Origin of the sequence: Actinoplanes flavus, from assembly GCF_017592555.1 — a bacterium.
In the GTDB taxonomy this organism is placed as follows: domain Bacteria; phylum Actinomycetota; class Actinomycetes; order Mycobacteriales; family Micromonosporaceae; genus Actinoplanes; species Actinoplanes flavus.
The window spans coordinates 81,687-95,069 of the sequence record NZ_JAGFNS010000024.1 but is presented as its reverse complement, the minus strand read 5'-3'; the positions used below and the strand labels follow the sequence as shown (position 1 = coordinate 95,069).

Here is a 13,383-nt window from a genome sequence, read left to right as displayed (position 1 = left end):
AAGGGCGCTTCCCCGCGGGTTGACTGATGGTCGTAAAATCCGGGCGGTGAGAGGACTGGGCATGCGCAGACGGGATCTGATCGCCCTGGCGGCCGGTGCGGTTTCGCTGGCCGCGGCCTTCGTGCTCATCAACACCCCACTGCCGGCCGACCGCCCCACCGACACCGGGACCGTCGGCGGGTTCCTGATCGTGACCGAGCCCGGCACGCCGGAGGGCGGCACCCTCTGGGACTGTCCGGAGGAATACTTCTGACCTGCTAGGTTCCTGCTCGTGAACGCGGACGACGATCTGGGAAACGCCCTGCGCGAGTGGAGTGACCGGCTGACCCGGCTGGGTGCGCCGGTCGCCGCCTGGATGCGGCCCGGCCGGCCGGACGAGGAGATCACCGCCGTGCTCGGCGCGGATGTGCCCGCGGCCGTCCGAACCTGGTTCTCGTGGTGTGACGGCGTCGACGACGCGCCCGACCAGACGATCGGCGACTGCTGGGTGATCCCGGGCTACTGGCCGGTCACCCTCGACGAGACCACAGCCGATTCGTTCGTCGAGCTGCCCTACGCCCACGGGGTGCCGCTGCTGCGTGACGGCGGCATCGACCTGTACGTGGCCGCCTGGAACACGCCGGGCGAGGAGCCGGTGGTCGTGTCGTTGCTGGTGCCGGGCCACCCGGTCGTCGAGTTCCACTCCATCGCCGAACTGGTGGCCGTCACCAACGCCTGCTTCGCGAGGGGCGTCTACGCCGTCGACGACGGCCTGCTCGACCTGGTCGACGCCGCCGCCTACGACGCCCTCTACGAGGAGATCACCGGCCTCCCGGCGACGTGAGGAGCAGCGCTTTGACGGCGCGGCGCTCGTCCATCGCCCGGTAGGCCTCGGCCGCCTCGTCCAGCGGCAGCGACAGGTCGAACACCTTGCCCGGGTCGATCTCGCGCTTGAGGATCAGGTCGATCAGCTCGGGCAGGAAGCGGCGCACCGGAGCGGGGCCGCCGTGCAGGTGCACGCCGGAGAGGAACAGTTCCATGCCGGGCAGCGTGACACCGTGGGCGACGCCGACGTAGCCGACGTGCCCGCCGGGCCGCGTGGCGCGGATCGCCTGCAGCATCGACTCCTGGGTACCGACCGCCTCGATCGTGGAGTGGGCGCCGTACCCGTCGGTCAAGTCTTTGATCTTGGAAACGCCCTGGTCGCCGCGCTCGGTGACGATGTCGGTGGCGCCGAACTCGAACGCCAGCCTCTGCCGGTCGGGGTGCCGGCTCATCGCGATGATCCGCTGCGCGCCGAGCTGTTTGGCGGCCAGGACGCCGAGCAGGCCGACCGCGCCGTCGCCGACGACCGCGACCGTCTTGCCGGGGCCGGCCTCGGCGGCGACCGCGCCGAACCAGCCGGTGCCGAGCACGTCGGAGGCGGCCAGCAGGGACGGGATCAGGTCGGCGTCCGGCTGTCCGGGCGTGGCGACCAGGGTGCCGTCGGCCCACGGCACGCGCAGGAACTCGGCCTGCGCGCCGCCGGACCCGTCGGCGACCGGCTGGAGGTTCGGGCAGCGGGACTGGTAGCCGGCCCGGCAGATCTCGCACGTGTTGTCGCTGGTGAAGAACGATCCGACGACGAACTGGCCGGGTTGGATGTCGCGGACCTCGGCGCCGACCTCCTCGACGACGCCGACGTACTCGTGGCCCATCGGCCGCGGCTCGCCGACCTGGTCGATCCCCCGGTACGGCCACAGGTCGGAGCCGCAGACGCACGCCGCCACGACCCGGATGACCGCGTCGGTCGGGCGGGCGACGGCCGGCCGGTCGCGCTGCTCCACGCGGACGTCACCGGGGGCGTACATGACTACCTGGCGCATGGCGGTCCCTCCTCAGGACGGTGCTCTCACCACCATGTAACCGCCCGGCGCCGGGTGGCAGGGAGTCACTGACGAGACAGGTACCGGCAGGGCACCCTACGACCCGGGGGCGACCAGGCCCATCTCGTACGCGATGATCACCAGATGGACCCGGTCGCGGGCGTCCAGCTTGGTGAAGAGCCGGGCCACGTGGGCTTTCGCGGTGGCCGGGCTGATGTGCAGGTCTCCGGCGATCTCGGCGTTCGACCGGCCGCGGCCGACCAGGGTGAGCACCTCACGCTCCCGCTCGGTGATCGTGTCGTCGGCGCGTGCCCGGACCGGCGGCGGGGCGGGTACGGGCGCTCCGGCGGCGAAGTGCTCGATGAGGCGGCGGGTGACGCTGGGGGCGATCAGCGCGTCCCCGGCGGCGACCACACGGATGGCGCCGAGGATGTCGTCGAGGGCCATGTCCTTGACGAGGAATCCGCTGGCGCCGGCGCGCAGGGCGGCGTAGACGTACTCGTCGTCGTCGAACGTGGTGAGCATGAGCACCCGGGCCGGGCCGTCGCCGGCCGTGATGTGCCGGGTGGCCTCGATCCCGTCCATGACCGGCATCCGGATGTCCATGACGACGACGTCGGGTTCCTGCTCGCGGACCAAGCGCACGGCCTCCGCCCCGGTGGCGGCCTCGGCGACGACCCGCAAATCCTCGGTGTCGTCGATGAGCACCCGCAGCCCACTGCGGATCAGTGGCTGGTCGTCGGCGAGCACCACGCGGACGGTCATCGGGTGGTCTCCTCCGGGAGGGGGATGGTCGCGGCGATCCGGAAGCCGCCGCCGGGCCGGGGGCCGGAGGCGAACTCGCCGCCCAGGAGGCCGACGCGTTCCCGCATGCCGGTGAGGCCGTTCCCGGCACCGGCGACGACGGTGGCGGTGGCGCCGCCGGGGCCGTCGTCGGTGACCTCGATGGTGAGCGCGCGGTCGTCCTGCTGGACGCCGACGTCGCAGTGGCCGGTGCCGGCGTGCCGGATCACGTTGGTCACCGCCTCCTGGATGATGCGGAACGCGGACAGGTCGATGTCGGGCGGCAGCGGCGCCGGCTCGCCGTGGCGGCGCAGCCGGACCTCCACGCCCGCCTGGGCGCTGCGGGTGACCAGGTCGTCGAGGTCGGCCAGGCCGGGAGCGGGGTCGCGCGGCGCCGGTCCGGAACCGCCGTCGCTGCGGCGCAGGCCGACCAGCATCCGGCGCAGCGCGGCGGCGGTCTCCCGGCTGGTGTCCTCGATGTTGGCCAGGGCGTCGCGGGCCTCGGCGGGCCGGGTGTCGATGACCCGGCGGCCCATGCCGGCCTGTACGGCGATGACGGCGATGCTGTGGGCGACCATGTCGTGCAGCTCGCGGGCGATCCGCAGTCGTTCCGCCTCGACGGCCTGGGCCTCCGCCTGTTCCCGCTGGACGGCGGCGTGCCGGCGGCGCTGCCGGATCGAGTCGCCGAGCACCCAGGCGGTGATGACGCCCAGGAGGATCACGGTGAGCACCGTCGCCACGTCGCCGACCTGGCCGGCGGTCACGGCCAGGGTCCCCTCCACCACCGCGGTCAGGGCCGCCACCGGCAACGACACGCGCCGTGGCCGGTTGGCCGCCACGTTTCCGGCCATGCCGTCGGCCATGATGATCAGGACGATGACGAGGACGCTGACGAGGGTCCCGTTCTGGAGGGTGAACAGCACGGCTGTTCCGCCGGCGAGCAGGACCAGGAGACCGGGCAGCGGCGATCGGCGGGCCAGTCCCAGGGGCAGCAGCAGCGCCAGGAGGACCAGGGGCAGCTGCAGCAGGCTCCCGCTGCCGCCCGGCAGAGTGATCGTGGCGAACAGGGCGAACGGGAACAGGAGCGCGCCGCTCCAGGCCAGCACGCCACCCGTCCGATGCGGTGGGGTAGGCATGGGGCCGACTGTATCGACGTGAAGATCACCGGCGCATCGGCTCACGGGCTTACGCCCACGGGCTCATCCCGTTGCCGTCCACGGGCCGATGTGGCGGCGCCGGCCGCCCGGCACCGTGATCGGCATGATTCTGATCAATCGGTTGCGGACGGCGCTGGCGGTCGCCGCGGTCATCGTGGCGCCGTCCGTGGGTACCGTGCTGGCCGCGCCGCCCGCGCCGGCCCCGGCGGCCGCCGCCGCACGGCCGGCGACGGTCCGCGACCTGTTCGCGGTCATGCCGGCGCGGCAGCGGCGGGAGCTGGCCGCCGGGCGTCCCGGGGCGGTCGGCAATCTGGACGGGGCGCCGGTCACGCTGCGCTACGAGGCGAACCGGCGGTCCATGCTGGCCGCCGGGATCGACCGCCCGGACGGTGACTTCCTGCTGTTCGACCCGCGTGGGCGGGGCCGGGTCGCCCAGGTGTTCGGTGATCTGTCGACGGCGCGGCGGATCGCGGTGCTGGTGCCCGGCATGACCAATCGGCTGGCGAACTTCTGGCGGGGTGTGGGCGGACGGTCGTACCGGTCACCGGCCGTGCAGGCCGCCGAGCTCCAGCGGGCCGGGGCGGGATCCGGCGGGTTCGCGGTGATCGCGTGGTTGGGCTACGACACGCCGCAGGGGTTCGACGAGGCCGGCCGGGCCGATCTGGCGCGAGCCGGGGCGGCGGAGCTGGAGCGGTTCGTGGCCGGTCTGGTCGCGGTCCGCCCGCGGGCGACGATCGCGCTGCTCGGGCACAGTTACGGGTCGGCGGTGATCGGGCAGGCCGCGCCCCGGCTCCCGGCGCAGGTGACCGACATCGCGGTGTTCGGCAGCGCCGGCATGGGCGTCGACGACGTGGCCGGTCTGGGCACGGGCGCCCGGGTCTGGGCCGGGCAGAGCGACCAGGACTGGGTGCGGTGGGTTCCGGCGGTGCGGCTGTTCGGGCTGGGTCTCGGGGCCAAGCCGGCCGGGCCGGGGTTCGGCGCCCGGGTCTTCGCCACCGCGGACGTCCACGATCACGACCACTACCTGTCGCCGGGCACCGATTCGCTGGCGGCACTGGCCCGGATCGCCGGTGATCTGCCATGACCCGATCGAGAACCGCAGACCCCGAGACCCGCGATCGTACGATCGACGCGCTCCGGGCCGTGGCGATCGTGGGCGTGGTCGTCGGCCATTGGCTGGTGTCCGCGGTGGTGAGCGATCCCGCGCGGCCCGCGGCATGGCACGGGGCGAGCCCGCTGGCGGAGTTCCCCGCCCTGATCCCGGCGACGTGGGTGTTGCAGACCCTCGGCCCGTTCTTCTTCGCCGGCGGATTCGCTGTCGCACGGCGAGGCTCCGGAACGCGCCGGCCCACCGCCCGGTTCACCCGGTTCGCCCGGCTGGCCGGCCCGGTCGGGCTGCTGGCCGCCGTGTGGCTGCCCGCCTGGCTGCTGCTGAGGGTCACCGGCGCGCCGGACAGCACCCTGCACGTGGTGCGCTCGCTGCTCGTACATCCGCTCTGGTTCTTGATCGTCTATCTGGTCCTGACGGTGAGCGCTCCGCTGCTGCGGGCCGCGGTCGGCCGATTCCGGCTGTGGCCGCTGGCCCCGGCGATCGCGCTGGTGGCGGCCTGTGACGTGGCCCGTCACCTCGAGGTGGCGGCCTGGCTGCATCCGGCGGCCACGGTGGCGGGCTGGGCGGTGCCGTATCTGCTGGGTATCGCGCTGGCCGAGGGGCTCCTGTCCCGCCGGGCCGGCCGGATCCTGGCGGTCACGGGTATTGCCGCCGGCGCTGGGCTGGTGCTGCTGGCCGGATATCCGGCCAGCGCGGTCGGCGTGCCCGGTGACGGCTGGTCGAATCTCGATCCGCCGTCGCTGTTCGCGCTGGCCCTGGCCGCCGCGCAGATCGGCGTGTTCCTGCTGGTCCGGGACCGGCTGGCCGGATGGCTGCGGCGACCGGCTCTCGGAACGCCGGTCGCCGTGCTCAACCGGTCGGCGATGACCGTCTACTGCTGGCACCAGAGCGCCCTGCTGCTGGTCACCTTCGGCGGGCTGCTGGCCGGCCCGCTGCCCGGCCTGTCCGACCCGCCGGCCGGGATGTGGCCGCTGCACCGCCTGCTCTGGCTGCCGGTCTTCGCCGTGACCCTGGTGCTGCTCTGCGCGGCGTTCCACCGCGCGGAGCGGGTCAGGACTTCGCGGCGGCCGCCACGCTGAGCGCCTCGGCGGCGTGCTGGTTCATGTCCAGCTCGCTGTGGATGACGTCGAGAATCCGGCGGTCGGTGCCGATCACGAAGGTCATCCGCTTGGTGCTCAGCGGGCCGAGGTTCAGCTTGCGCTTCACGCCGTACGCCGTGATGGTCGCCGAATCGGGATCGGACAACAGCGGGTAGTCGAAGGTGTGGGTGTCCGCGAAGAGCTTCTGCTTCTCGACGGTGTCCCGGCTGATGCCGACCCGCTGCACGCCGGCCGCGCGGAACTCGGCCGCCAGGTCCCGGAAGTGGCAGGCCTCCGCGGTGCAGCCCTTGGTCATGGCCGCGGGGTAGAAGAAGAGGACGACGGGCCCGTCCGCCAGCAGGTCGGTCAGCCGCCGGGGCATGCCGTTCTGGTCGGGAAGCTCGAAGTCGGGTGCGATGTCGCCTTTGCCGATGCTCACCCGACGCAGTCTACGGACACGAACGTATGTCACATTCATTTCACCGGCCGACGCGAGGATGTCAAATCAGAAACGGCACGATGGCCGCCCGGTAGGTGACACGAACGGGCCACTGACCGGCTGGACAGTGAGATCCATGGATGAACTCTTTCGGACCTCGCGCCGACTCGCCCCCACCAGCATCGACTCGCTCAGCCACCGGGAGGTACAGATCCTGACCCTGGTGGCGGAGGGTAAGACCAACAAGCAGATCGGCGCACACCTCTACCTCAGTGCGGCGACCATCCACAGCCACCTGAAGAACGTCTTCCGCAAACTGGACGCCAACGACCGGGCCCACGCGGTGGCCAAGGCCTTCCGCGCCGGTGTCCTGCAATGACCGAGGTGCCCGGGGACGAGGAGCCCCGGGCACGCCTCGCGTCAGCATGACGGCGACCGGCCTCGCGTCTCTGCTCTTGTCGCTCGCCACCGGCAGAACCCTCCTGGTCGAGGCACTGCCCGGGCCCTGGCGGCCCGCCCAGCACGGGCCTCCACCCCCGGACCGACGGCCGGAGCACTGGCCCGCGGTCCGGTAGCCTCCGGGCCGGGAAGCGCCGGCCGACGACGGGGAGTGAGATGTTCGCGGGTCTGGACCAGATCGACTGGGCGTCCATGACGCACGCCTACGGGCCGGCGACCGCGATGCCGAAGGCGATCCGAGGGCTGATCTCGCCGAAGAAGGGGCAGCGGACGTGGGCCATGGAGTACCTGGAAGGCGCGGTGCATCACCAGTTCGACGTGTACGAGTGCACGGTCGCGGCGATCCCCTTCCTCATCGAGGCGGCGGCCGCGCCCGAGGCGCGGGGGCGCCACGACGTTCTGCGGCTGCTGGCGAGCATCGGCAGCGCGGAGACCGACGACGTGGGGGAACTCGCCGACAGCGACGGGCGCCTGAGGCGTAGCGCGCGGCAGGCGGTGGCCGCCGGTTTCGACACCTTCACGGCGCTGTTGGCCGATCCCCAGCCGAGGGTGCGGCACGCGGCGCCGGAGGCGTTGCTGGTCTGCCAGGACCGAGCGGGCGACGTCGCGGATCTGTTGCGCGACCGGATGTCGGTGGAGCCGGACACCGGGGTTCAGACGGCGCTGGTCGAGGCGGTGGGCGTCATCACCCGCCGGGCGGTCTCGGGCCACCAGGACGGGGTGGACGCCGCCTCGCTGCATGCCTGGCTGCGGGCGGTGCACACCGGCCCGGCGCCGGTCGAGGTGCGGATCGTGGCGCTGCGGGAGCTGCTGCGCCTGGATGACGGTGACCGGCCCGATCTGGTGCCCACTCTGCTCGGCCTGCTCGACGAGGCCGACGGCTTCGACCTGGGCGCCCTGTGCACGGCACTCGGCGACCGGGTGACCGAGCGCAATCAGCTGCTCAGCACCATTGTCCGCGACGGTCCCGCGGACCGCCGCAACAGCGCCGTGTGGGACACCCGCCGGGCCATGCGACAGTGGCGCGGCGACTACCGGGAGCTGCTCGCCGCGTTCGCCGCGCTGCTGACGGAATCGGGGGAGGACCATCTGCTCGCGGTCGGTCTGCTGACCGACCAGGCCTGGCCGCTGACCGCGCCGGTGGCCGACGACATCGCCGCCGGCATCGCGCGTTCGCTGGCCGCCGGCGCCCCGGTCTACCGCGGCGGATCGGCACACCCTCCGCATCCTCAGGGCGGGAACGTGTGGCCCCTGGCACTGACCCTGATACGCCTCGGCGACCCGCGCGGGCTACCGCTGATCCAGCGGGCCTATGAGGGCGACGTCCTGCCGGACCACACCGGCCCACTGTTGAGGCCGTACGGCGCCGACGCCGCCGGGCTCGTGCCGGCGATCCGGCGGTGGCTGCAGCGGTTGACCGCCGACGGCGACCACCAGCCGGCCCTGCACCTGCTCCGGGGCCTGACCCACATCGGTCCCGCCGCCGCCGACGCACTACCCGAGATCGTCGCGCTGCTGCCGTACCAGGACCAATGGGCCCTGCCGCTGAAAGCCCTCGCCGCGCTCGGACCGGCCGCCGCGAGCGAGGCACCACTGATCCGCGCGAGCCTGGCGGATCCGCGACCGGAGGTCGTCGCGGCGGCGGCGAGGGCGTTGGCCGCCGTGGAGGCGGACGGCACGGAAGACACGCTGCGGCCCCTGCTGACCCACGACGATCCCGAGGTCTGCCTGGGCGCGGCGGACGCCTTGCGCGCCACCGGCGCCACCGACGTGCTGGCCGGCTACGAACACGCGTTGCGCACGAACCGCTACGTGCGTCATCACGCGCTGGAAAGCATCGGCACGTTGGGCGCGGCGGCCGCACCGATCGCGGCCCAGGTGACGGCCCTGCTCACCGACGCCGGCAGCCAACAAGTGGCAGCCGCCGCCACCCTGTGGCGCATCACCGGCGACCTCGACACCACCCTGCCGATCCTCAGCGCGGCCTGGCAGCGCACGCGGGGGGCGCACATCGGCATCGCCACGTGCTGGGCCGAGATGGGTCCCGCGGCGGCCTCGGTCGAACCGCTGCTGCGCGCCGAACTGGCCACCGCGACCCGGGCGACCCACTGGGTCTCGCGCGACGACGCCATCGAGGAGGACGAGGAGTTCCTGCGGGTGTGCACGCGCGCCCTGACCTCGATCACCTGACGGCGTGATCCTCGCTTCCCGCTTCGAAGAAGCGGCTGCATCGTGCCCGGCCCGGGGAGGGCCGGGCACGGTCATCAGGGTCCGCTGGGGGTGAGGACCACCTCGGCGGAGCCGGTCTGGCCGTCGCCGTCGGTGTACTCGGCGACGAAGACCGCCACCAGGCCCTCCGCCCCGGCGTGCCCGGGGTCGATGAACGTGGTGATCGAGCCACTGCACCCGGACGTCGTCGACAGCGGGTGGCCGTGCTCGTCGTGGCCGAGGATGTAGGACACCTGCACGTCGGCGCAGTTCACCGGCTGGTCGTCGACCACGTTCACCTGGAAGGTGACGGTGTCGCCGAAGGTGAACTCCTGGTCCTCGGTCGGTGTCACGAACGACACGGCCGGCGCCACCGGGCCGACGTGCAGCAGGAACTCCGCGGAGGCGGACCGTCCGGTGGAGTCGGTGACCTTGAGCGTGGCGCGGTAGTCACCGTTCTCGGTGTACGTGTGGGACGCGTCGGCCTGGCGCGAGTCCACGTCGCCGTCGGCGTCGAAGTCCCACGCGTACCGGAGGGCGTCGCCGTCCGGGTCGACGGTGCCCGCGCTGGTGAAGTTCACCGTGAACGGCGCCGACCCGACCGTGGGTGATCCGCTGGCCTTCACGATCGGCGTCTTGTTCTTGGGCGCGTAGTCGATCCGGGCGAGCTGCGCCTCCGGGTTCTCGGCGAAGTAGCCGTCGCCGTACTCCAGGACGTAGAGCGCGCCGTCGGGCCCGAACTCCAGGTCCATCGGGTTGTCGAAGACGATCGACGGCAGCACCGCCTCGATGGCCGCGACCTGGTTGCGGCGGTCCAGCGTGAACGCCTTCACGTAGTCGCGGGTCCACTCGTAGAACAGCGGCTTCCCGGCGAAGTCGGCCGGCCACCGGAACGGCGAGGTGTTGCGCCGGTCGTACTGGTAGGCGGGCCCGCCCATCGGCCCGATGCCGCCGGTGCCCAGCTCGGGGAACTGCGTGCTGGCCGTGTACGTGAAGACGACCTCCGCCTTCTCCACCGGCGGCAGGTCCCGCAGCCCGGTGTTGTTGGGCGACGCGTTGACCGGCCGGGCGCAGTCGAACGGCGCCCCGGAGGTGCTGGTGGCGAAGTCGTAGTCGACGTACGGCATGTCGGGCGCCACACAGTACGGCCATCCGTAGTTGGCGGGTTTGTCGATCGCCATCCAGCGCCCGTGCCCGGCCGGTCCGCGCGCCGGGTCGGCGTTGCGCGCGTCCGGCGAATAGTCGGCCAGGTAGACGACGCCGGTGCGCTCGTCCACGTCGAAGCGGAACGGGTTGCGCAGGCCCATGGCGTAGATCTCGGGACGGGTCTTCGGAGTGCCCGGTTTGAACAGGTTGCCGCGCGGGATCGTGTAGGTCCCGTTCGGCTTGACGGTGATGCGCAGGAGTTTGCCGCGCAGGTCGTTGGTGTTGCCGGAGCTGCGCTGGGCGTCGAACGCGGGGTTGCGGCCGGCCCGCTCGTCGATCGGGGTGTAGCCGCTGGACGCGAACGGGTTGGTGTCGTCGCCGGTGGAGAGGTAGAGGTTGCCGTGCCGGTCGAAGTCGATCTTCCCGCCGACGTGGCAGCAGATGCCCCGGTCCACCGGGACCTGGAGGATCTTCTGTTCGCTGCCCAGGTCCAGGGTGTTGCCGCGCAGCTTGAACCGGGACAGTTGCAGGTGCCCCCGGAACGGGGCGAAGTCGGCGGCGGTGCCGTTCTCCGGGGCGTTGCCCTCGTTGACGTTCGGCGTGGCCGGGTCGTCGACCGGTGTGTTCAGCACCGGTGAGTAGTAGACGTACACCCAGTGGTTGTGGCGGAAGTCGGGGTCGACGGCGATCCCCTGCACGCCCTCCTCGTCGTGCAGGTAGACCGGGATGGTCGCGGCGAGCACGTTGCGGCCGGTCCGCGGCTCGTGGATGCGCACCTCACCGCGGCGGGCGGTGTGCAGCACCCGCTTGTCGGGCAGGACGGCCAGCGCCATCGGTTCGCCCGGGTAGTCGTTGAGGGTGACCTTCTGGAAGTCGGTGTCCGGCGGGGCGGCCTGGGCCGGGTTGCCGAAGCCGGTGACCAGGGTGGTGGCGAGCAGGGCCGCGGCGGCGCCGGTGACGAGCCGTCGCATGTCAGTACCTCAGCCCGGTGAGGTACTGGTAGCCGACGCGCGCCGTGTCGAGCGCCTGCTCCGGGGTGCGCGGTGGGCTGCCGGCGTCGTCGCGTTCCACGATGTACTCGATGAGGCCGGCCTCGTGGGCGCGGCGGAACACCCGCTCGAAGTCGATCAGGCCGTCGCCGGGGTCGGCGAAGCCGCTGCTCACGTTCATGTCCTTGACGTGCACCTGCTTGATCCGGCGGCGGTTGCGCTCGATCAGGTCGACCGGGTCGGCGGCGCCGCGCCAGGCCCAGTAGATGTCGACCTCCAGGTGCACCAGGCGGGGGTCGGTCTCGCCGGTGAGGATGTCGAAGCCGGTGATCTCGGTGCCGGTCTGGCGCAGGAACTCGTTGTGGTGGTTGTGGTAGCCGAAGCTGAGCCCGGCCCGGCGGGCCAGTTCGCCGGCGGAGTTGAGGTCGGCGGCGAAGGCCCGGTAGACGGCGGCGTCGCGGATCGGCCCGGTGGGCCCGGTGCCGAAGTACGGGTGGACGATGAACTTGTTGCCGACCACGGCGGCGTCGTCCAGGGTCCGTTTCCAGGTCTCGGCGTTCCACGGTTGCGGGATGCCGGCGTGGCCGGAGGTGGCGCGCAGTCCGGCGTTGTCGAGGGCGGCCCGGAACTGGGCGGCGGTGCGGCCGACGAATCCGGCGTGCTCGACGCGGGTGTAGCCGATCTCGGCGAGTTCGGCGAAGCTGCCCTCGAGGTCGATGGCGAGCTGGTTGCGCAGCGTGTAGAGCTGCACGCTGATCTGGTCGCGCGGCACCCGGTGCGCGGAGCCGCCACCGGCCGCGGCGGGCGACCCGATGGCGGTGGCGGCGGCACCCGCGGCCGCCGCGCCCAGCAGGTTGCGGCGACTCAGGGCGGACGGACGGGATGGTGACTCGTGCATGGTGATGCCTCCGGTTACGGCAGTGAACACGGATGGCCTGCGGGGAGCGCCCGCAGACGGCAACTTTCGTGCAGAGCGGTTTCCGTACCGCACGTTACCGCGTATTCACAGTCGTCTCTAGAGAAACATCCGCATGAATCAATGAAACTTTCGCTCGCCCGGACGAAAGGGCACGGCGGTCCAGGCCGGGCGCGCACGGGCGCCCGGCCGGGGCTCTGACCAGGCCGAAAGGGGCTACTGCTGGGAGGAGAAGGCCGCGTCGAACGCCGCCGACGGCGCGTCGAACGCCAGCCCGCGCACGAACTGGAGAGCCTCCGGGGCGCCGACGAGCCGGTCCATGCCGGCGTCCTCCCACTCGATCGAGATCGGGCCGTCGTAACCGATCGCGTTCAACGCCCGGAAGCAGTCCTCCCAGGGCACGTCACCGTGACCGGTGGAGACGAAGTCCCAACCGCGCCGCATGTCCGCCCACGGCAGGTGGGAGCTGAGCCGCCCACGCCGGCCGTCGCCGGTGCGCACCTTCGCGTCCTTGCAGTCCACGTGGTAGATGCGGTCGGCGAAGTCGAAGATGAAGTTGACCGGGTCCAGCTCCTGCCAGACGAAGTGCGACGGGTCCCAGTTGAGGCCGAACGCGGGCCGGTGCCCGATCGCCTCCAGGGTGCGCTTGGTGGTCCAGTAGTCGTAGGCGATCTCGCTGGGATGCACCTCGTGCGCGAACCGGACGCCCACCTCGTCGAAGACGTCGAGGATCGGGTTCCAGCGGTCCGCGAAGTCGGCGTAGCCACGCTCGATCATCGACGGCGGCACCGGCGGGAACATGGCCAGCGTGTGCCAGATCGACGACCCGGTGAAACCCACGACGGTACGCACACCGAGCTTGGCGGCCGCACGGGCGGTGTCCTTCATCTCCTCGGCGGCCCGCCGGCGCACCCCCTCGGGTTCGCCGTCGCCCCAGATCCGGGCCGGGAGGATGTCCCGGTGCCGTTCGTCGATCGGGTGGTCGCAGACCGCCTGGCCGACCAGATGGTTGGAGATCGCGAAGACCTTGAGGTTGTGCTTGGCCAGGGTCTCGCGTTTGCGGTCGAGGTAGCCGTCGTCGGCGAGCGCCTTGTCGACCTCGAAGTGGTCGCCCCAGCAGGCGATCTCCAGGCCGTCGTAACCCCAGCCGGAGGCCAGCCGGCACACCTCGTCGAACGGCAGGTCGGCCCACTGACCGGTGAACAGGGTGATCGGTCGTGCCATGCTCTCACTTCCTCGCAGCAGTGTCTCG

13 protein-coding genes are annotated in these 13,383 nt (G+C 72.1%); 6 read left to right on the top strand and 7 right to left on the bottom strand.

Going from position 1 to position 13,383, the window contains the following annotated elements; translation table 11 throughout:
- Window positions 1-61 precede the first annotated feature (61 nt).
- Both J5X75_RS30860 and J5X75_RS30855 read left to right on the top strand, forming a co-directional pair.
- Window positions 62-253, top strand: coding sequence for a hypothetical protein (locus J5X75_RS30860; RefSeq protein ID WP_208471061.1), 192 nt, complete (start codon window positions 62-64; stop codon window positions 251-253).
- Between the two features lie 18 nt (window positions 254-271).
- Entirely contained in the window at window positions 272-823 is a 552-nt protein-coding gene (locus tag J5X75_RS30855; RefSeq protein ID WP_208471060.1) for an SMI1/KNR4 family protein, read from the top strand.
- Here the strand turns inward: J5X75_RS30855 and J5X75_RS30850 are convergent.
- The 3 genes from J5X75_RS30850 to J5X75_RS30840 all read right to left on the bottom strand — a co-directional run bounded on the left by J5X75_RS30850 (window position 801) and on the right by J5X75_RS30840 (window position 3,763).
- Complete coding sequence (locus J5X75_RS30850; protein ID WP_208471059.1) at window positions 801-1,844, bottom strand: zinc-dependent alcohol dehydrogenase family protein; 1,044 nt, start codon at window positions 1,842-1,844, stop codon at window positions 801-803. The two genes, J5X75_RS30855 and J5X75_RS30850, sit on opposite strands and share 23 nt — an antisense overlap.
- Before the next feature lie 96 nt (window positions 1,845-1,940).
- A complete protein-coding gene (locus J5X75_RS30845) occupies window positions 1,941-2,609 on the bottom strand; it encodes a response regulator transcription factor (RefSeq protein ID WP_208471058.1) in 669 nt (222 codons plus the stop codon).
- Complete coding sequence (locus J5X75_RS30840; protein ID WP_208471057.1) at window positions 2,606-3,763, bottom strand: sensor histidine kinase; 1,158 nt, start codon at window positions 3,761-3,763, stop codon at window positions 2,606-2,608. The genes J5X75_RS30845 and J5X75_RS30840 overlap by 4 nt, the downstream gene beginning before the upstream one ends.
- A gap of 124 nt (window positions 3,764-3,887) precedes the next feature.
- On the opposite strand from J5X75_RS30840, the gene J5X75_RS30835 reads away from it, so the two are divergent.
- Window positions 3,888-4,868, top strand: coding sequence for an alpha/beta hydrolase (locus tag J5X75_RS30835; RefSeq protein WP_208471056.1), 981 nt, complete (start codon window positions 3,888-3,890; stop codon window positions 4,866-4,868).
- Complete coding sequence (locus tag J5X75_RS30830; RefSeq protein ID WP_208471055.1) at window positions 4,865-5,974, top strand: acyltransferase family protein; 1,110 nt, start codon at window positions 4,865-4,867, stop codon at window positions 5,972-5,974. Before J5X75_RS30835 ends, J5X75_RS30830 begins: the two co-directional genes overlap by 4 nt.
- On the opposite strand, the gene J5X75_RS30825 is transcribed toward J5X75_RS30830, so the two are convergent.
- Complete coding sequence (locus J5X75_RS30825; protein WP_307798361.1) at window positions 5,946-6,413, bottom strand: peroxiredoxin; 468 nt, start codon at window positions 6,411-6,413, stop codon at window positions 5,946-5,948. The genes J5X75_RS30830 and J5X75_RS30825 overlap by 29 nt on opposite strands.
- 136 nt (window positions 6,414-6,549) lie before the next feature.
- Between J5X75_RS30825 and J5X75_RS30820 the strand changes: the two genes are divergently transcribed.
- Both J5X75_RS30820 and J5X75_RS30815 read left to right on the top strand, forming a co-directional pair.
- Window positions 6,550-6,792: a response regulator transcription factor gene (locus J5X75_RS30820; RefSeq protein ID WP_208471053.1), complete on the top strand. Its 243-nt coding sequence runs from the start codon at window positions 6,550-6,552 to the stop codon at window positions 6,790-6,792.
- 236 nt (window positions 6,793-7,028) lie between these two features.
- The gene (locus J5X75_RS30815) at window positions 7,029-9,062 is read left to right on the top strand and encodes a HEAT repeat domain-containing protein (protein ID WP_208471052.1); all 2,034 of its coding nucleotides are present in this window, start codon (window positions 7,029-7,031) and stop codon (window positions 9,060-9,062) included.
- A 74-nt stretch (window positions 9,063-9,136) separates the two neighbouring features.
- Here J5X75_RS30815 and J5X75_RS30810 read toward each other — a convergent pair whose 3' ends face one another.
- From J5X75_RS30810 to J5X75_RS30800, 3 genes are all read right to left on the bottom strand, one after another.
- Window positions 9,137-11,197 carry a PQQ-dependent sugar dehydrogenase gene (locus tag J5X75_RS30810; RefSeq protein WP_208471051.1) on the bottom strand — a complete coding sequence of 687 codons (2,061 nt, stop codon included), beginning with the start codon at window positions 11,195-11,197 and terminating at the stop codon, window positions 9,137-9,139.
- Between the two features lies 1 nt (window position 11,198).
- Entirely contained in the window at window positions 11,199-12,113 is a 915-nt protein-coding gene (locus J5X75_RS30805) for a sugar phosphate isomerase/epimerase family protein (protein WP_208471050.1), read from the bottom strand.
- A gap of 234 nt (window positions 12,114-12,347) precedes the next feature.
- Window positions 12,348-13,355, bottom strand: a complete 1,008-nt coding sequence (locus J5X75_RS30800) for a sugar phosphate isomerase/epimerase family protein (RefSeq protein WP_208471049.1) — start codon at window positions 13,353-13,355, stop codon at window positions 12,348-12,350.
- Between the last annotated feature and the right edge of the window lie 28 nt (window positions 13,356-13,383).

Coding starts and splice junctions, on each gene's coding strand:
- J5X75_RS30860 (WP_208471061.1), top strand. CDS start 62: ATGCGCAGACGGGATCTGATCGCCCTGGCGGCCGGTGCGGTTTCGCTG.
- J5X75_RS30850 (WP_208471059.1), bottom strand. CDS start 1,844: ATGCGCCAGGTAGTCATGTACGCCCCCGGTGACGTCCGCGTGGAGCAG.
- J5X75_RS30845 (WP_208471058.1), bottom strand. CDS start 2,609: ATGACCGTCCGCGTGGTGCTCGCCGACGACCAGCCACTGATCCGCAGT.
- J5X75_RS30840 (WP_208471057.1), bottom strand. CDS start 3,763: ATGCCTACCCCACCGCATCGGACGGGTGGCGTGCTGGCCTGGAGCGGC.
- J5X75_RS30835 (WP_208471056.1), top strand. CDS start 3,888: ATGATTCTGATCAATCGGTTGCGGACGGCGCTGGCGGTCGCCGCGGTC.
- J5X75_RS30830 (WP_208471055.1), top strand. CDS start 4,865: ATGACCCGATCGAGAACCGCAGACCCCGAGACCCGCGATCGTACGATC.
- J5X75_RS30820 (WP_208471053.1), top strand. CDS start 6,550: ATGGATGAACTCTTTCGGACCTCGCGCCGACTCGCCCCCACCAGCATC.
- J5X75_RS30815 (WP_208471052.1), top strand. CDS start 7,029: ATGTTCGCGGGTCTGGACCAGATCGACTGGGCGTCCATGACGCACGCC.
- J5X75_RS30810 (WP_208471051.1), bottom strand. CDS start 11,197: ATGCGACGGCTCGTCACCGGCGCCGCCGCGGCCCTGCTCGCCACCACC.
- J5X75_RS30805 (WP_208471050.1), bottom strand. CDS start 12,113: ATGCACGAGTCACCATCCCGTCCGTCCGCCCTGAGTCGCCGCAACCTG.
- J5X75_RS30800 (WP_208471049.1), bottom strand. CDS start 13,355: ATGGCACGACCGATCACCCTGTTCACCGGTCAGTGGGCCGACCTGCCG.